Here is a 17,080-nt window from a genome sequence, read left to right on the forward strand (position 1 = left end):
TCGCGATGTCCACGCCCGACCCGTCGGCCTTCACGCGTACCTTCACGTTGTAGTCCACCACGCGTTTGACTGGTACCAGGATTTTCATAAGAGATAGAGACTGATGTTTAGGATGGTTTGGAAACTCTGCGGGTGCGGTCAGTGCATGTAAAGGCCGCCGTTGACGTCGATGGTGCAGCCCTGCACGTGCCGCGCGTCATCGCTGGCCAAGAAGGCGATCACGTTGGCCACGTCGCGCGGCTGGCCGATGATGGTGCCTTCGGGGTAGCTGTGTTCAGCAATCAGCGGCGTGTCTATCACCCCGGGCGCCACGCCGTTGACGTTGATGCCAAAGGGCATACACGCCTTGGCGAGCGCGTACGTCATTGACACAACGCCACCCTTGGACGCCACGTAGTCCACGCCTGCTGCCACACCGCCAATGCGCGCCGCCACAGACGCGATGTTGACGATCTTGCCCTGGCGCTGCGGCTTCATGTATTTCAAGGCTTCACGCGCGCACAGGTAGGAGCCGCGCAGGTTGATGTCCATGGCGCGGTCCCAGCGCTGTGCGTCCACCTCTTCCACCGGCAGGTAGGTGCAGATGCCTGCGCCGTTGACGAGGATGTGTACCGCGCCGAACTGCGCCATGGCGAAGGCGAACAAGGCCTCGACCGTCTCCGGCTTGGCCACGTCCAGCGCAAAGGGCAGGCAGTTGCAGCCGGTGGCGTCGGCAATTTCCTGCGCGGCCTGCGTGGCATTGGCCAGGTTCAGGTCGGCCAGCACAATGCCCTTGGCGCCGCGCTCGGCGAACACCCGGGCCGTTTCCTTGCTGATGCCGCTGCCGGCGCCGGTGATCACGGCGTACTTGCCGTCAAAAGGGAGATGCATGACTTTCTCCTCATGAATCCGTTGAACGGAGAGACACACGCAGCAGCTTGACGTCCAGCAACAGATCGCCGGGTTTGGGCCGCTCGCTGCGTTTCATCGAACCCGTCACTAGCGCTTGGGCAACCAGCCCGGCATCTCGGTCGCGCGGATCAGCCGCGTCTCCTGCGCAGTGATGAGGTGCCCCGAAGCCTGCAAGTAAGCCGGGAAGTCCGGGTGCGTGTCGCGCGCACGGCAGCGGCGTTCGTAGTCGGCCAGGTCGTCGTAAGCCCACAGGTGCACGAACTGGTTCTGCGGCCCCACCAGGCTGGTGTAAAAGCCCACAGGGTGCTCCAGCGTCTGCATCAGCACCGGCATGGCCAGGCGGTTGAACACCTCCAGGAACTCCGGCATCTTGCGCAGGGCAATGGTGTAGATGCGGTGGTCTATCAGCGGCTTGCTCAACCAGGGCTGCACCAGGGCGTTCATGCCTTTGCTCCCGCCAGGTCGGCAATGTGGTTGGCCGTGACGAAGCCGAAGGTCATGTTCGGGCCGTGCGTGATGCCAGCGCCCGGGTAGTTGCCCCCCATGATGCTGGCGCGGTCGTTGCCCACCGCGTACAGGCCGGGAATCACCGAGCCGTCGCGCTTCTTCACCTCTCCCACCACGCTGGTCTGTACGCCATCGAAGGTGCCCAGGTCGCCCATGATCACCTTGACCGCGTAGAACGGCCCGGTCTGCACCGGCGCCACGCAGGGGTTGGGGCGGTTGTCGGGGTCGGCCAGGTAGCGATTGAAACTGGTGCGCCCGCGCCCGAAGGCCGGGTCCTCGCCCTTGACGGCATGCACGTTGTATTCACGCACGGTCTGCTCCAGGCCGGCCGCGTCAATGCCCGTTGCCCGCGCCAAGTCGGCCAGCGTCTTGCCTTCAAACAGGTAACCGTTTTTTATGAAACGGCCGATAGGCATGGGCGCAGGCTTCACGTAACCCAGCCCGTACTTCGACAGCGTCGTCTTGTCGCACACCAGCCACATCGCCGTTTCCTTCTGGCCACGGCAGGCCTCGATCATCGCGGCGCCCACGTCGTGGTACGAGTTGGATTCGTTGGTAAAGCGCTTGCCGTTGCGCAGCACGCCAATAACGCCAGGCTTGTACCGGTCCAACAGGTGCGGGAACACGCCCACCTCGCCGTCCGGGAACACCACACGCGACACCGGCATCCAGGCCGATGTGTCCTTGAAACGGATGTCCACCACACCCCCTGCGGCCTCGGCCATGGCCACGCCGTCGCCCGTGTTGCTCACAGGCGTGGGCGACAGGTGCTCGCCCCCGCTGCGCAGGTGCGGGTAGGCCTGCGCAATGCGCTTCACGTCGTGCGGAAAACCGCCACAGGCCAGCACCACACCATGCCGGGCAGTGATGCGGCGCTCGCCGCCTTCACCCGCCACCTGCACACCCACGGCCTTGTCTCCTTCCATCAGAATCTGCTTGGCCGGCGTGCTGGTGAGAATGGGAATGCCCAGGTCCAGCGCCGACTTGGCCAGCCGCGCGGCCAGAGCGTTGCCGCTGGTCACGTTGATAGCGCGCCGGTACAGCACCAGTTCCTTGATGTGGTTGGCCAGACGCTTGGCCACGTACACGAAGGAGGTGAGCGACTTGGTCGCCCGGAAGAAGTGCTTGAGGTCGGCGTTGGACGAGTTGAACATCATCCCGATGAAGGTGATGGTGCGCAACGGCAGCTTCAGGCGCGGCATGTCCTTGCCCAGCCCGCGAATGTCGTAGGGCTCTGCCAGGATGGAACGGCCGATGTCCACGCCACCCGGCACGTCGGGGTGGTAGTCCGGGTACAGCGTGGGAATGAATTTCATCGCCGTCTCACGCTCGAAGAACTCGACCATCTTGGGGCCGTTCTCCACAAAGGCCTGCACGGCGGCCTCGTCAAAGTAGCTGCCCGTCTCCTGCAACATGTAGGTGCGCACGGCCTCCACTGTGTCGGCCGCGTTTTGCTTGCGACCATGGTGGTTCAGCGGAATCCACAGCACACCGCCCGACAACGCCGTTGTGCCACCAAACACCGGCTCCTTCTCCAGCACCACCACGTCCAGCCCGCGCTTTTTCGCGGTGATGGCGCACGACAGGCCCGCTGCGCCGGAGCCCACCACAATCAGGTCACATTCAAAGTTCTGGTTCATGCTCGTCTCCTTCGTTGTTCAGGCGGTGCGGTTGTAGCCAGGGCGCGGCACCATGTCCATGAGCATGTTGGCCATGCCGCCGTCCACCAGCAGCTCCGCGCCGTTCACGTAGCCCGAACGCGGGCTGGCCAGGAACAGGGCCACGTTGGCAATGTCCTGCGGCTCGCCAATGCGTCGGCTGGCCGTCACGGCGGCGCGTTTCGCTTCAAAACCCGGCTCTTCGTAGAACTTGGCCGACAAGGCGGTGCGGATCATCCCGGGGCAGATGGCATTGCTGCGCACGCCCTGCGGCCCCCACTCCACCGCCAACTGACGCGACAGCGCCAGCACGCCCGCCTTGCTCGCGCTGTAGGCACCGCTGCCGCTTTGCGGGAACAGGCCCGAAATGGACGCCACGTTGACGATGCTGCCCATGCCCGCCGCGCGCATCGGCTCGCCAAAGGCGTGGGCGCACAGCAGGTAGCCGGTCAGGTTGATGGACAACACCAGGTTCCAGTCGTCCAGGTTGACATCGCCCAGATTGCCGGGCCGCAGCAGGCCCGCGTTGTTGATGAGCGCATGGCAGGTGCCCAGTTCGGCCTGCACTTTTCGGGCGGCGGCCTGCACGCTGTCGGGCTGCGCAATGTCACACGCCACGGCCAGGGCTTGCGCGCCCATACCGCGCAGGGCAGCCGCGTGGCGCTCGGCTCCCTCGGCATCGCGGTCCAGCAGGGCCACGCGCGCGCCCGCTTCGGCCAAGCCGCTGGCCACGGCAGCGCCAATACCGCTGGCCGCGCCAGTCACCACACACACCTTGCCCGCCAGGCCCAACCAATCTTCCACGTTCGACACGTTCGTCTCCTGCACAAATATGAAGTGGATTGTTGGTTCCGCGCGCCGGGCTGTTTTTGACGAATTGCGCCAAGAGCAGGACAATTCGTGCACACTGGAGCCTGCATATGGCGTATCCCCGGGTCATCCCCAACTACGATCTGTACGGCGACCAGGCGTCCCCGGCATGGTCCAACTCGTTCAATTTCGAGTGGATTCCGCAGCGCTCTGCCCCCTACCAGTGGTTCATCCAGCCCCACCGGCACGACGCCTTCCTGCAACTGCTCTACCTCACGCGCGGCCAGGTGCAGGTGCAGATCGACGAGCTACACGTCGAAGCCCACGCTCCCTGCCTGCTGGTCATTCCAGCCGGCCACGTGCACGGCTTCCGCTTCTCGCAGGACATTGACGGGCCGGTGGTCACCGCCACCCAGAAGACGCTGGAGTCCCTGGCCGCTGCCACCATGCCCGAGCTGTTGCAGACCATACGCAAGCCCCGTGTGTTGCCCCTGCAAGACGACATGCGCTACGTCAACCGGCTCATGCCGCTGTTCCTGGCGCTGGAGCAGGAGTCGCGCAGCCACGCGCCGGGGCAACTGGCGGCGGGCATGTCCTTGCTGCTGGCCTTGATGATTCAGGTCTGCCGCATCAGCGGCCTGGAAGGTGACGGGCAGGCGCCCGCGAGCATGGGGCTCTCGTCGCGCAAGGCACGCCAGATCGAAAAATTCCGCGCCCTGGTGGACCGCGACTTCCGCAAACAGCACTCGGTGCAGGCCTACGCTCAAGAGGTGGGCGTGACCGCCGGACAGCTCTCACGCCTGTGCCGCGAGGTGCTGGGCATGTCGGGGCTGGACGTCATCAACGCGCGCATCCTGCACGAGGCGCAGCGCGAACTCGTCTACACCAGCCTGCCCGTCAAGCAGCTCGCCGCCGAACTGGGCTTTGACGACGACGCCTACTTCAGCCGCTTCTTCCGCAAGCACACCGGCGTCAGCCCAAAGGTGTTCCGCGCCAACGCGCTGCGCGAAATGCGCGCGGGCATGGCCACACCGGAATCCCCCGCCCCCAGCGCCCCGGAAGGCGGCCCCCTCTGAACCTGCGAGTCCAGCCCATGACCGAGCCCCTGCACCCCGGCCAGCTCCACACGCCCTGCGACGCGTCCACCCTGGGCTTCGCCACCACCGACGAGCTCCCCGACCTCGACGCCGCGCAAATCCATGGCCGTGCCGTGGAGGCCGTGCACCTGGGACTGGACATACGCCACCGCGGCTACAACCTCTTCGTGCTGGGCGAAAGCGGCAGCGGGCGCCACGCCATCGTGCACCAGCTGTTGGCGGCCGAACGGCAGACGGGTGATGCGCCCGCCGACTGGTGCTACCTCTACAACTTCGCCGACCCCACGCGCCCCGCGCTGCTGCGCCTGCCGTGCGGACGCGGCCCCGCCCTGCGTGACGACATGCAGCGCTTCGTGGAGGAGCTCACCCCCGCCATCAACGCCGTATTCCAGGGCAACGAGTACCGGGGCCGTGTCGAAGCCCTGCAGGAAGAGGAGAAACAGCGCGAAGTGAGCGCCCTGCAAGCCCTGGGCGACGATGCCGCCAAGCTCAACATCGCCCTGCTGCGCACGCCGGGCGGCTTTGCCTTCGTGCCGATGAAGGACGGCGACAACACGCTGAGCGCCGAAGAGGTGTCCCAGCTTCCCCAGGCGAAACAGGACGAGCTTGCACAGCACATCAAGGATCTGCGCGAGCACATGCACCAGCTCTTCAACGAGTTCCCGCACTGGCGGCGCGACCTGCAGGCGCGCCTCAAGAAGGTGGGCAGTGAAGCCCTGCGCGACACCGTCACGCGCATGGTCGACGACCTGCGCCCGCGCTACGCGGACCTGCAGGACGTGACCAGTTACCTTGACGCGGTGCTGCAGGACATCACCGAAAGCGGCGAAACACTGCACGAGACCTCGCACAGCGAAGGCGACACCGAGACCACCACCTACTCCGGCACCATCTCGGTCCAGCGCTACCTCGTCAACCTGCTGGTGGAAAACCCCGCCGACGGCCAGCGCCCCGTGGTCTACGAAGACCACCCCACGCTGCAGAACCTGGTGGGCCGCATCGAGCACTTCGTGCACATGGGCACGCTCATGAGCAACTTCACACTCATCCGCGCTGGCGCGTTGCACCGCGCCAATGGCGGCTTCCTGGTGCTTGACGCCATGAAGGTGCTCACCCAGCCATATGCGTGGGAAGGCCTCAAGCGTTGCCTGCACGCGGGCGTGGTGCGCATCGAATCGCTTTCCGACCTCATCGGTCTCAGCGGCACGGTGCAGCTGGAGCCGCAGCCCATGCCGTTGGACCTGAAGATCGTGCTCATCGGCGAGCGCATGGTGTATTACCTGCTCAGCCAGTACGACCCCGACTTCGCCGCACTCTTCAAGATCAACGCCGACATGGAGAGCGACATCCAACGCACCCCGGCCAACACGGCCGCCTACGCCCGGCTCATTGCCACGCTGGCCCGCCGTGAAGGCCTGCGCCCGCTGTCGGCCAGCGCCGTGGCGCGGCTGATCGAGCACGCCGCCCGCCTGGCCAGCGACTCACAGCGCCTGAGCACCCACACCCAGCCGCTGGACGACGTCATGCGCGAGGCCAACCACTTCGCCGCACAGGCGCAGGCTGCCAGCATCACACGCGAACATGTGCAGACCGCCCTGGACGCCCACCGGCACCGCCACCTGCGGCTGCAGGAGCGCTACCACGACGAGATCCTGCGCGGCCAGCTGCTGGTGGACACCGACGGTGAACACACCGGGCAGGTCAACGGTCTGGCCGTCGTGCCGCTGGGCGACGCCACCTTTGCCCACCCGGTGCGCATCACCGCCACCGCTCGCGTGGGCGACGGCGAGGTCATCGACATCGAACGCGAGGTCAAGCTCGGGGGCCCCATCCACTCCAAGGGCGTACTCATCCTCTCGGCCTTCGTGGCGGCGCGCTTCGGCACGGGCGCACCGCTGTCATTGCGGGCCAGCCTGGTGTTCGAACAGTCGTATGGCGGTGTGGAAGGTGACAGCGCCTCACTCGCCGAACTCACGGCGCTGCTGTCCGCGCTGGGCCAGATGCCGCTGAAGCAGGGCTTGGGCGTCACCGGCTCCGTCAACCAGTTCGGCGTGGTGCAGCCCGTGGGCGGCATCAACGAGAAGATAGAGGGCTTCTTCGACATCTGCGCGGCGCGCGGCCTCACGGGCACGCAGGGCGTGCTCATTCCGGCCAGCAACATCTGCCACCTGATGCTGCGGCAGGAGGTGGTGGACGCAGCCCGCCAGGGCCGCTTTCGCCTGTGGGCCGTGCACAGCGTGGACGAGGCGATGGAGCTGCTCACCGGCCTGCCCGCAGGCAGCGCCGACGCCCATGGGCAGTGGCCGACAGGATCGGTCAACGCGCGCGTGGCCGAGGGCCTGCGCCAGCTCGCCCGCGCCCGCCAGGCCTTTGCGCACCCCAAGGGCGCCGCCCGCAAAGGCCAGGAGCCGGGCTGAGCGTCAGGCTTCCGCCACGAAGCTGCCCGACTTGCCCCCGTGCTTCTCCAGCAGCTTCACGTCAGAAATCACCATGCCCCGGTCGGCGGCCTTGCACATGTCATAAATGGTGAGCAACGCCACCTGCACGGCGGTCAGCGCCTCCATTTCCACGCCGGTGGGGCCCACCGTCTCGGCGGTGGCGCGGCACAGCACGGCGCAGTCGGCCTCCTGCACCTCGAACTCCACCGCCACGCGCGTCAGCGCAATGGGGTGACACAGCGGGATCAGGTCGGCCGTGCGCTTGGCGCCCATGATGCCCGCCAGGCGCGCCACGCCCAGCACGTCGCCCTTCTTGGCCGTGCCCGCCGTGATCAGCGCCAGCGTGGCAGGCTGCATGGCAATGCGCCCTTGTGCCACCGCCACGCGGCGGGTGGCCGCCTTGGCGCCCACGTCCACCATGTGGGCCTGGCCCTGGGCGTCGAAATGGGTAAGGGGAGAGGCATTCATCGTTCGGCGTCCTGTTGGCTGTTCATGGAATCTTTACGGGAAGCGGGCATCATACGGGGATGCGAGCACCCTTTCTGTCACGTGGCCTGCCCTGGTTGCTGGCCGCCCCGCTGCTGATCACGCCCCTCACCCTGTCTCAGGCCCAGGTGCCGCCAGCCCCCCAGCGCAGCCTGCCCGCGCTGGGTGACGGCGGCGAAATGACGCTGAGCGAGGAACGCCGCCTGGGCGACCGCATTGCCCGGGCCATCTACCGCGACCCCGACTACCTTGATGATGCCGCCCTGACGGCCTACCTGCAGGCGATCTGGCAGCCCCTGCTGGCCAGCGCCCGCGCACGCGGCGACGTCCCGCCCGAGCTTGCCGAGCGTTTTGCCTGGGAAGTCATGCTCGCGCGTGACCGCACCGTCAACGCCTTCGCCCTGCCCGGCGGCTACCTGGGCGTGCACCTGGGCCTCATCGGCACCGTGGCCTCGGCCGACGAGCTGGCTTCGGTGCTTGCGCACGAGCTCAGCCACGTGTCGCAGCGCCACATCGCGCGGCTCATATCCAGGCAGAACCAGCAAGCCCCCTGGATGCTCGCCGCCATGATCCTGGGCGCCCTGGCTGCCAGCGCGGCCAAGAACGCCGACGTGGCCAACGCCGCCATCGTCGGCGGACAGGCGGTGGCACAGCAGTCCCAGCTCAATTTCTCGCGCGACATGGAGCGCGAAGCCGACCGTGTGGGCTTCGGCGTCATGACCGAAGCGGGCTTCTCCGGTCACGGCTTCGTCACCATGTTCGACAAGCTGCAGCAGGCCTCGCGCCTCAACGACGACGGCGCCTTTCCCTACCTGCGCAGCCACCCGCTGACCACCGAGCGCATTGCCGACATGCGGGCCCGGGTGCCTGACGGGCACGCTGGCGAGCAGGCCGTGCGTGCCCCGGTTTCGGCCAGCTACCACGCCATGATGTCGGCCCGCGCCCGCGTGCTGGCCGAAACGGCCGTGGACCGCCTGCAGGCGCTGGCTCGCACCGGCCAGTCCGCCGCCCGCAGCCCTCTGCGCGACGCAACGCGGCTGGGCCAACGCTACGCGGGCGCACTGGCCGCCGCCCAGTTGCGCGACAGCGCCACCGCGCTGGACACCCTTGCCAGCCTGCGCGCCACCCCGGTGGACGACGCAACGTCCCGCGCCGCCATCGACTGGCTCACCCTGGAAGTGCTGCTCGCGCTCAAGGTCAGTGAGGCCCCAGGCGGCCCGGCACTGACCGCCCTGCGCGACCAGGCCCTGTCCAGCGAGAACCGCGAAGGCCTGCTGCTTGGGGCGCGCGCAGCGCTGCAGGCCAGCCCTGCCACACAGCGGGCCGCCGTCGAACGCCTGCGCACATGGACCGTTGCCCACCCCCGCGATGCGCAGGCCTGGCAGATGCTTTCGGCCCTGCACAACACCCTGCAGCAACCGGTGCAGGCCGCCCGCGCCGAGGCCGAGGCCAAGCTGGCACACCTGGACGCCCCCGGCGCGCTGGAACGCCTGCGTGCCGCACAGCAGTGGGCCCGCAGCAGCCGCGATATCGATCACGTAGAGTTGTCCATCCTGGACGCCCGCGTCCGCCATGTCGACAACCTCGTGCGTGAGCAATTGCGCGACGAAAGGCCCAACGGCGGCTGAACCGAAACAGCCCTGGCCTCGCGCGCCGCGGGGTCTTGCCAGGTCCGCTATGATCGCGCCCCCGAGGCGCAAGAGCATGGCAGGCATCCACATCACCGACATCGAAGCAGCGATCAACTTCTGGCGTGAGCGCAAGCCCTCGCCAGACGGGATATCGCTCGCCCCGGAAATCCGCGCGCTGGCCGAGGTCTACGCCCTGCTCGTCTACAGCCGCGAGGAACACGCCGACGAGGACACCATGCCCCGCGCGGCCTACGATGCGTGGAAAGCGTGGTACGACACCACGCCCGACACCCCCTGCATCGCCATCTGCTCCACCAGCCAGGGTGACGAACTCTGCAAGGGCTGCGGCCGCACCTTCGAGGAAGTGCAGCTCTGGCCCGAGATGACGCCGGGTGAAAAGCGCGCGACGTGGCGGCGCATCACACTGGAAAGCAGCGCCTGGCGCTTCAACGCCTACGCCGAACGCGCGGTGGAGAACCGGGGCGAGGCCTGAGCGGCTCCCGCGTCAGCGGGGTACCGCGTAATGGGCCTGCGTCAGCAGATCCACCCCGCACGGGAAGTTGCCCGCCCACTGGATGAATTCCTGCACCGCTGCGCCGGCCAGCGGCGACCCATGCTGCGGCACGATCATGCGGATCGGCAGATCCCGCACCATACCCGCCCACAAAGCCAGCACCTTGGACGACACCATGTAACGCCGGTGAAACGGCTCCATCTTGGGCAGGTGCGGCGCCAGCGAGGTCACCGGGCGCATGGCCTCTTCGGGCGTGGTCACGGAAACGCCCAGATCACCAGAGAACAGGATGCGGCTGACCGGATCCCAGAACTGGAAATTGCCCTCGGAATGCATGAAGTGCGCAGGCAAGGCGACCAGCTCTGCGTCGCCCAGGGGAATGCGCATGCCCTGGTCCGGTATGCCAACGATGCGGCCCTGGGTCTTGCCAGGCTTGCAGAAGTGCGGCGCAAAACGCTCCCACAGCCTGGAAATGTAGAGCGAGGCCGACGTGGAGGTCATCCAGCGGTCCAGCGAACCGATGATGTCCGGGTCGGCGTGCGACGCCAGTATCTTGCTGAGCTTGTGCGGCGGGAAGAAGCGGCCCAGCGTCAACAGCAGCTCGTTGTAAGCCACGTTGCCGCCCGGGTCGATCACGGCCCCCGTGTCACCGTGGATGACCAGGAACTGGTTGCACTGCACCGCGTCCCCTGCCTCGTCCCCCAGGTGGGAGATCATCAGGCAGATGTGCCCGTTGCGGTTGTAGAGTTCCACTGCCATCGCCGGCTTCTGCTCAGACCCTTTGCGCCAGCTCCACGGCCTTGCCGATGTAGCTCGCGGGCGTCATGGCCAGCAGACGGTCCTTGTCGGCCTGGGGAATGTCCAGCGACACGATCAGCGCGTGCAGCGCCTCCTTGGTCACGCTCTTGCCGCGCGTCACTTCCTTGAGCTTCTCGTAGGCGCCCGGCACGCCGTAGCGGCGCATCACGGTCTGGATGGGCTCGGCCAGCACTTCCCAGGCGGCGTCCAGGTCGGCTGCCAGCGCTTCCTCGTTCAACTCCAGCTTGTTCAGGCCGGTCATCAGCGACTGGTGCGCCAGAACCGCGTAGCCCAGCGCCACGCCAATGTTGCGCAGCACGGTGGAGTCGGTCAGGTCACGCTGCCAGCGGCTGATGGGCAGCTTCTCGCTCAGGTGCTTCAACAGCGCGTTGGCCAGGCCCAGGTTGCCTTCGGCGTTCTCGAAGTCAATCGGGTTGACCTTGTGCGGCATGGTGGACGAGCCGATCTCGCCTGCCTTGAGCTTCTGCTTGAAGTAGCCCAGGCTGATGTAGCCCCAGATGTCGCGCGCGATGTCGATGAGGATGGTGTTGCTGCGTGCCACGGCGTCGAACAGCTCGGCCATGTAGTCGTGCGGCTCGATCTGGATGCTGTATGGCTGGAAGGTCAGGCCCAGGCCGATCTTCACGTCGGCGGCAGCGCCAGGCACCGCCTCGGGCGTTTCCACCACGGCACGGCTGAAGGCCTCCCAGTCGAACTCGGGCCAGGCGCTCAGGTGGGCGTTGTAGTTGCCCACGGCGCCGTTCATCTTGCCCATCAGCTTCACTTCGGCGATCTTGGCGCGCACGCCAGCCAGGCGCACGGCCACGTTGCCCAGTTCCTTGCCCACGGTCGTGGGGCTGGCGGTCTGGCCGTGGGTGCGGCTCAGCATGGGCACGGTGGCGTAGGTGTGGGCCAGCGCGCGCAGCTTGGCGATGATGGCGTCCAGCCCGGGCAGCAGCACCTGGTCGCGCCCGGCCTTGATCTGCAGCGCGTGGCTGGTGTTGTTGATGTCCTCGCTGGTGCAGGCGAAGTGCACGAACTCACCGGCCTTCTGCAGCTCGGGCCAGCCATCGAAGGCGCCCTTGACGCCCATGGCGGCGTTGCCACGGATCCAGTACTCCACGGCCTTCACGTCGTGGTTGGTGGTCTTCTCAATGGCCTTGATGGCCTCGGCGTCGGCCGGGCTGAAGTTGGCCACGATGGCACGCAAGTGAGCGCGCGCTTCCTTCGACAAGGGCGGGAATTCGGCAAAACCTGCATCGCTCAGGTGCTCGAACCAGGCCAGCTCGACCTGCACGCGGCGGTGCATGTAGCCGTACTCGCTCATGTAGGGGCGCAGCGCGGCAAGCTTGCCCACATAGCGGCCGTCCAGCGGCGACAGGGCGGTGACGGGGGAAAAATCGACGGAGGAGGAAGGGGAGGAAGCGGCTTGCATGATGGCCCGGATTGTAGAAGGCCCGGCCTGCGGGCGGTTAACCCCCGCCCGGCTTGCCGCCAAACGGCTGGCTAAAATCAAAAACCAATCGTCTACTCACGAACACCATGAAACTCATCGGCTCCGTCACCAGCCCCTACGTACGCAAGGTCCGCGTCGTCATGGCCGAAAAGAAACTGGAGTTCAAATTCGTCGAGGAAGACGTCTGGGCCGATGGCACGCACATCGGCGACGCCAACCCCCTGGGCAAGGTGCCCTGCCTGGTGATGGAAGGCGGCGAAGCCGTCTTCGACTCGCGTGTCATCGTGGAATACCTCGACACCCTCTCGCCCGTGGGTAAGCTCATCCCTTCCAGCGGGCGCGAGCGCGTGGAGGTCAAGACCTGGGAAGCCCTGGCAGACGGCCTGCTCGACGCAGCCATCCTGGCCCGCATGGAAGCCATCTGGCCCAAGCGCGCCGAACACGAACGTTCCCGGGCATGGATCGACCGCCAGATGGGCAAGGTCCACGCCAGCCTCAAGGCCATGAGCCAGGGCTTGGCCGACAAGCCTTTCTGCCACGGCATCCACCTCACGCTGGCCGACCTGGCCACCGGCTGCGCCCTGGGTTACCTGGACTTCCGCTTCCCCGACATCGACTGGCGTGGCGACCACCCCAACCTCGCCAAGCTGTACGAAAAGCTGTCGCAAAGGCAGAGCTTCACCGACACCCGCCCGGCCTGACGGCCGCTGCCTCCCGCGTGACCACGAAAAAGCCGGCAGAGGTGTTGAGCCTCTGCCGGCTGGCATAAGAAGGTACCGCGAAGCGCCCCGAGACAAGGGGAGGAGGGAGGGAGGAGGAGAAATTCGCCTCGGGATTGCAACCAGGCAAGCCCGGCAGACTTCGCGGTACAAGGAAACTTTCCACCCCAGGCCGTATGCGGCCCGGTTGCGTTTTAGGACGCAAGCCCGTTAACGAAAGTTCCCACAAAACCGCGAGCACAGTTGCAACAGTTGGTAACCCCCCGGCCAACCGGCAAAGCCCCCTTGCAATCCCATGATTTGTAAGGTGTTTTTCATGGTTCCCCTTTAGAATCAGGGGCTTTGCGCCCTTCGGCCGCTTTGCACGCTGTTACTGAGACCCCTCGCATGCTCTACCCTGAACTGTTCAAGCAACTCGAATCCGTCCGCTGGGACATGGACAAGGACATCCCCTGGGACAAGTTCGACGCCAGCCTGCTGAGCGACGAGCAGGCGCAGACCATCAAGATGAACGCCATCACCGAGTGGGCCGCCCTGCCTGCGACCGAGATGTTCCTGCGCGACAACCGCGACGACAGCGATTTCTCCGCCTTCATGTCGATCTGGTTCTTCGAGGAGCAGAAGCACTCGCTGGTGCTGATGGAATACCTGCGCCGCTTCCGGCCCGAGCTGGTGCCCACCGAGCAGGAGCTCCACGACATCCGCTTCGAATTCGACCCCGCCCCGGCGCTGGAAACCCTGATGCTGCACTTCTGCGGTGAAATCCGCCTGAACCACTGGTACCGCCGTGCCGCCGAATGGCACACCGAGCCAGTCATCAAGCAGATCTACACCACGCTGAGCCAGGACGAAGCCCGCCACGGCGGCGCCTACCTTCGCTACATGAAGCGCGCCATCGGCAAGTTTGGCGACGAGGCCAAGGCGGCCTTCGCCAAAGTGGGTGTGCTCATGGCGAGCGCCCGCCGCACCGCACAGGCGCTGCACCCCACCAACCTGCACGTCAGCAAGGCCCATTACCCGCGCGACACCATCCAGAGCCGCCTGCCCAACCCCGAGTGGCTGGAGCAGTGGCTGAGCCAGCAGATCCAGTTCGACAACACCTGGGAAACCAAGGTGGTCGAGCGCATCCTGCACAACATGAGCCTGCTGCTGGAGCAAAGCTTCAAGTCCGTGCAGGAACTCAACCGCTTCCGCAAGGAAATATCGGCAAAGCTGCCCGCCCAGGGCGTTTACCAGGGCGCCTGACCGGCCGGCGGGGCCCACGCCCCGCACACACTCACATCACGCGGTGCCCAGCACCTGGCGCCAGAGTTCCAGCACGGCGTCGATGTGCTGCTGGATCGGCGCCGGATCGACCTGCGTGCTGGCTTCGTCCAGCCGCGCGCGGTGCTGCAGCTGGCGGAGTTCGCGGTAGGCATTCGCGGCGGCATGCCCCACACCCTCGGGCAGCAGCCCTGCAAGCTCGGCCTGCTGCAGCAAGGCAATGTTGCCGATGTTGCCCAGCAGCTGCGGGTGCTGTGCCGAGCGCGACAGCACCAGGAACTGCACGGCGAACTCCACGTCGACCATGCCCCCGGGGCTGTGTTTGATGTCGAAAAGCCCCTCACGCACAGCATGGGCTGCGCGCACCCGCTCGCGCATGGCGCGTATCTCGGCAGCCAGCAGGGCCTCGTCGCGGGGCGCCGTGATGACGGCCTGCCGCACGCCGTCGAAACGCGCCGCCAGGTCGGGCGCGCCCAGCACGAAGCGCGCCCGCGTGATGGCCTGGTGCTCCCAGGTCCACGCCGTGTTGCTGCCGCGCTGCTGCTGGTAGTTGGCGTAGGCTTCAAAGGTGGTGACCAGCAGGCCGGAGTTACCATTCGGGCGCAAGGCGGTGTCGATCTCGAAAAGGTCGCCTTCGCTGGTCTTGACCGTCAGCCAGTTGATCATCTTGCGCACGAAAGCGGCGTACACCTCGGGCGCTCTCTCGTCGTCGTCCTCGTAGACAAAGACGATGTCCAGGTCGCTGCCGTAGCCCAATTCCTTGCCGCCCAGCTTGCCGTAGCCGATGATGGCGTGGCGTGGCTCCTCGCGGTGGCGGTTCTTCAGGCGCTGCCAGCACCAGCGGCCCGTCACGCGCAGCACGGCGTCTGCCAGGGCGCTCAGGTCATCGGCCACCTGTTCCACGGACAGCACGCCCTCGACATCGCGCGCCAGGGTGCGGAAGGTTTCGGCATGGTGCGCACGGCGCAGCAGGTCGAGCAGCCCCTCGTCGTCGTCCTCACCTGTCGCGGCCAGGGCCTTGCGGCGAGTTTCCAGTTCCGCCTCGAACACCGCCGGGTCGAAACGCTCCTCGTACAGCTGGCGCCCAGCCAGTTCGTCGATCACGCCCGGGTGCTTGAGCAGGTAGCGCGCTGGCCATTTGGCGGCGCCAAAGACGTGCAGCAGGCGCTCGTGCACCGACGGCCGCTCCAGCAGCAGGGCCAGGTAGCTTTCCCGGCGCAGCAGGGGTTCGATCCAGTCGGCCATGCGCAAGGCGGCCTGCTCGCTCACCCGGCCAGCCTCCAGCCACGCGCCGGTGCGCTGCACCAGGCGCGCCAGCCGCACGCGGGCGTCCTCGCGCAGGGCCAGCACACGCGGGTGCTCGCACCACTCGGCCACCTTGGCCGAGAAGTTCGCCGGCAACTGCGGCAGCACGGACTGCAGGTCTTCCACCGCGCTGCGCTGCTTGCCGCCGTTGCACCCTTTGCAGCCGCCGGGGGTGGCGCCCAGCAGGGTGTCGAATTCCTGTGCCACGACCTCGCGGTGGGCGTCCAGCGCGTGCAGGAAGGCGCAGGCGTTGTCAAACCCCATCGTGTGAGCGATCCAGGCCAGGTCGTCATCTCGGGTCGGCAATATGTGGGTCTGCTGGTCGTCCAGGTACTGGATGCGGTGCTCCACGCGCCGCAGGAAGTCGTAGGCCTCGGCAAGCACCTGCACCTTGGCCTCGGGCATCAGCCCGGCGCGCTGCAGGCGCGGCAGTGCCGCCAGCGTGGGGCGCGTGCGCAGTTCGGGGAACTGGCCGCCGCGCACCACCTGCAGCAGCTGCACGGTGAACTCAATCTCGCGTATGCCACCGCGCGAAAGCTTCACGTCGTGCGCCCGTTCAGGGTGCCCGGCCGCACGCTTGCTGGCGTGCTCGCGGATCTGCCGGTGCAGGCTGCGCAGCGACTCGAACACGTTGTAGTCCAGGTAGCGCCGGAACACGAAGGGCAGCACCACGGCGCGCAGTGCCAGGGCACTGCCCTGCGCCACCGCGCTGGCAGGGGCCACCACCCGGCTCTTGAGCCAGGCAAACCGCTCCCACTCGCGCCCCTGGACGAGGAAATACTCTTCCAGCGCCCCCAGCGACACTGCCGCGGGGCCGGAGTTGCCGTTCGGCCGCAAGGCCAGGTCCACGCGGAACACGTTGCCGTGTTCGGTGATGTCGCCAATCAGGCTGTAGATGCGCCGCACCGCCTTGCCAAAATACTCATGGTTGCTGATGCGGTTGCGCCCGGCGCTGTTGCCTGCGGTCTCACCATCGTTGTCGTAGACGTAGATGAGATCGATGTCGCTGGAGACATTGAGCTCGCGGGCGCCGAACTTGCCCATGCCGATGATCCACAGCTCGGCACGGCGCATGACCGGCCCCTGGGCGGCAGGCACGGACGCATCCTGGTACATGGGCGCGCCATGCAGGTCATCGAGTTCCAGCTGGGTTTGCGCAAGGGCCTCGTTCAAGGCCAGCTCCGCCAGATCGGTCACGGCACGTGTCACCGTGGCCAGGGGCGCACCCTGCTCGCAGTCCAGCACCACCAGGCGCTCCATCACCAGCTGGCGCAGCACGCGCAAGGCCGCCCCCAGGTCCAGACCCCGTTCACGCAACGCTGCCAACGCTGCCGTCATCACGGCATGATCGGGCGCCCCGGGCGGCAACAGATCCAGCTCGCCCGCATAGCGCCGCCGGATGCGCTGCACATAGCGGGAATGCTCCGCCAGGCCGAGAGGTTTGGAAACAAATTGTTGAATGTTCTGAGAACCCTCTGCGTCACTGGCCATCATAATTTCGCGTGCT

Annotated in this window: 14 protein-coding genes and 1 pseudogene; 6 read left to right on the forward strand and 9 right to left on the reverse strand. The window is 66.7% G+C overall.

The features are described 5' to 3' along the window. The 5 genes and pseudogenes from ACYVHH_RS14505 to ACYVHH_RS14525 form a co-directional block, all read right to left on the reverse strand. Positions 1-88, reverse strand: a pseudogene (locus ACYVHH_RS14505) (electron transfer flavoprotein subunit beta/FixA family protein); the annotation flags it as partial. Between the two features lie 50 nt (positions 89-138). Then, positions 139-870, reverse strand: coding sequence for an SDR family NAD(P)-dependent oxidoreductase (locus ACYVHH_RS14510; RefSeq protein ID WP_460565906.1), 732 nt, complete (start codon positions 868-870; stop codon positions 139-141). A gap of 108 nt (positions 871-978) precedes the next feature. After that, positions 979-1,335 carry an NIPSNAP family protein gene (locus tag ACYVHH_RS14515; protein WP_460565907.1) on the reverse strand — a complete coding sequence of 119 codons (357 nt, stop codon included), beginning with the start codon at positions 1,333-1,335 and terminating at the stop codon, positions 979-981. Beyond that, positions 1,332-3,038 (reverse strand): FAD-dependent oxidoreductase, encoded by a 1,707-nt coding sequence (locus ACYVHH_RS14520; RefSeq protein ID WP_460565908.1) that lies wholly within the window; start codon positions 3,036-3,038, stop codon positions 1,332-1,334. The genes ACYVHH_RS14515 and ACYVHH_RS14520 overlap by 4 nt, the downstream gene beginning before the upstream one ends. An 18-nt stretch (positions 3,039-3,056) precedes the next feature. Then, positions 3,057-3,869 carry an SDR family NAD(P)-dependent oxidoreductase gene (locus ACYVHH_RS14525; RefSeq protein ID WP_460565909.1) on the reverse strand — a complete coding sequence of 271 codons (813 nt, stop codon included), beginning with the start codon at positions 3,867-3,869 and terminating at the stop codon, positions 3,057-3,059. Positions 3,870-3,976: 107 nt separating this feature from the next. On the opposite strand from ACYVHH_RS14525, the gene ACYVHH_RS14530 reads away from it, so the two are divergent. Continuing rightward, positions 3,977-4,942: a helix-turn-helix domain-containing protein gene (locus tag ACYVHH_RS14530; protein ID WP_460565910.1), complete on the forward strand. Its 966-nt coding sequence runs from the start codon at positions 3,977-3,979 to the stop codon at positions 4,940-4,942. A 17-nt stretch (positions 4,943-4,959) separates the two neighbouring features. Further along, positions 4,960-7,380 (forward strand): Lon protease family protein, encoded by a 2,421-nt coding sequence (locus ACYVHH_RS14535; protein ID WP_460565911.1) that lies wholly within the window; start codon positions 4,960-4,962, stop codon positions 7,378-7,380. A 3-nt stretch (positions 7,381-7,383) separates the two neighbouring features. On the opposite strand, the gene moaC is transcribed toward ACYVHH_RS14535, so the two are convergent. Beyond that, positions 7,384-7,869 carry a cyclic pyranopterin monophosphate synthase MoaC gene (gene moaC, locus ACYVHH_RS14540; RefSeq protein ID WP_460565912.1) on the reverse strand — a complete coding sequence of 162 codons (486 nt, stop codon included), beginning with the start codon at positions 7,867-7,869 and terminating at the stop codon, positions 7,384-7,386. Between the two features lie 59 nt (positions 7,870-7,928). Between moaC and ACYVHH_RS14545 the strand changes: the two genes are divergently transcribed. Together ACYVHH_RS14545 and ACYVHH_RS14550 are read left to right on the forward strand one after the other, a co-directional pair. After that, entirely contained in the window at positions 7,929-9,515 is a 1,587-nt protein-coding gene (locus tag ACYVHH_RS14545) for a M48 family metalloprotease (RefSeq protein WP_460565913.1), read from the forward strand. A 76-nt stretch (positions 9,516-9,591) separates the two neighbouring features. Further along, the gene (locus tag ACYVHH_RS14550; protein WP_460565914.1) at positions 9,592-10,011 is read left to right on the forward strand and encodes a DUF3717 domain-containing protein; all 420 of its coding nucleotides are present in this window, start codon (positions 9,592-9,594) and stop codon (positions 10,009-10,011) included. A 12-nt stretch (positions 10,012-10,023) separates the two neighbouring features. Here the strand turns inward: ACYVHH_RS14550 and ACYVHH_RS14555 are convergent, their stop codons facing one another. Both ACYVHH_RS14555 and purB read right to left on the reverse strand, forming a co-directional pair. Continuing rightward, complete coding sequence (locus ACYVHH_RS14555) at positions 10,024-10,791, reverse strand: oxygen-binding di-iron domain-containing protein (RefSeq protein WP_460565915.1); 768 nt, start codon at positions 10,789-10,791, stop codon at positions 10,024-10,026. Between the two features lie 13 nt (positions 10,792-10,804). Next, positions 10,805-12,265, reverse strand: a complete 1,461-nt coding sequence (purB, locus tag ACYVHH_RS14560; protein WP_460565916.1) for an adenylosuccinate lyase — start codon at positions 12,263-12,265, stop codon at positions 10,805-10,807. A gap of 107 nt (positions 12,266-12,372) precedes the next feature. On the opposite strand from purB, the gene ACYVHH_RS14565 reads away from it, so the two are divergent. Continuing rightward, entirely contained in the window at positions 12,373-12,987 is a 615-nt protein-coding gene (locus tag ACYVHH_RS14565) for a glutathione S-transferase C-terminal domain-containing protein (RefSeq protein WP_460565917.1), read from the forward strand. A gap of 405 nt (positions 12,988-13,392) precedes the next feature. Then, positions 13,393-14,250, forward strand: coding sequence for a ferritin family protein (locus ACYVHH_RS14570; RefSeq protein ID WP_460565918.1), 858 nt, complete (start codon positions 13,393-13,395; stop codon positions 14,248-14,250). Positions 14,251-14,286: 36 nt separating this feature from the next. Here the strand turns inward: ACYVHH_RS14570 and glnE are convergent, their stop codons facing one another. Beyond that, positions 14,287-17,064: a bifunctional [glutamate--ammonia ligase]-adenylyl-L-tyrosine phosphorylase/[glutamate--ammonia-ligase] adenylyltransferase gene (gene glnE / locus ACYVHH_RS14575; RefSeq protein WP_460566003.1), complete on the reverse strand. Its 2,778-nt coding sequence runs from the start codon at positions 17,062-17,064 to the stop codon at positions 14,287-14,289. Between the last annotated feature and the right edge of the window lie 16 nt (positions 17,065-17,080).

The organism is Hydrogenophaga aquatica (assembly GCF_054780915.1).

Coding starts and splice junctions, on each gene's coding strand:
- ACYVHH_RS14510 (WP_460565906.1), bottom strand. CDS start 870: ATGCATCTCCCTTTTGACGGCAAGTACGCCGTGATCACCGGCGCCGGC.
- ACYVHH_RS14515 (WP_460565907.1), bottom strand. CDS start 1,335: ATGAACGCCCTGGTGCAGCCCTGGTTGAGCAAGCCGCTGATAGACCAC.
- ACYVHH_RS14520 (WP_460565908.1), bottom strand. CDS start 3,038: ATGAACCAGAACTTTGAATGTGACCTGATTGTGGTGGGCTCCGGCGCA.
- ACYVHH_RS14530 (WP_460565910.1), top strand. CDS start 3,977: ATGGCGTATCCCCGGGTCATCCCCAACTACGATCTGTACGGCGACCAG.
- ACYVHH_RS14535 (WP_460565911.1), top strand. CDS start 4,960: ATGACCGAGCCCCTGCACCCCGGCCAGCTCCACACGCCCTGCGACGCG.
- moaC (WP_460565912.1), bottom strand. CDS start 7,869: ATGAATGCCTCTCCCCTTACCCATTTCGACGCCCAGGGCCAGGCCCAC.
- ACYVHH_RS14545 (WP_460565913.1), top strand. CDS start 7,929: ATGCGAGCACCCTTTCTGTCACGTGGCCTGCCCTGGTTGCTGGCCGCC.
- ACYVHH_RS14550 (WP_460565914.1), top strand. CDS start 9,592: ATGGCAGGCATCCACATCACCGACATCGAAGCAGCGATCAACTTCTGG.
- ACYVHH_RS14555 (WP_460565915.1), bottom strand. CDS start 10,791: ATGGCAGTGGAACTCTACAACCGCAACGGGCACATCTGCCTGATGATC.
- purB (WP_460565916.1), bottom strand. CDS start 12,265: ATGCAAGCCGCTTCCTCCCCTTCCTCCTCCGTCGATTTTTCCCCCGTC.
- ACYVHH_RS14565 (WP_460565917.1), top strand. CDS start 12,373: ATGAAACTCATCGGCTCCGTCACCAGCCCCTACGTACGCAAGGTCCGC.
- ACYVHH_RS14570 (WP_460565918.1), top strand. CDS start 13,393: ATGCTCTACCCTGAACTGTTCAAGCAACTCGAATCCGTCCGCTGGGAC.
- glnE (WP_460566003.1), bottom strand. CDS start 17,064: ATGGCCAGTGACGCAGAGGGTTCTCAGAACATTCAACAATTTGTTTCC.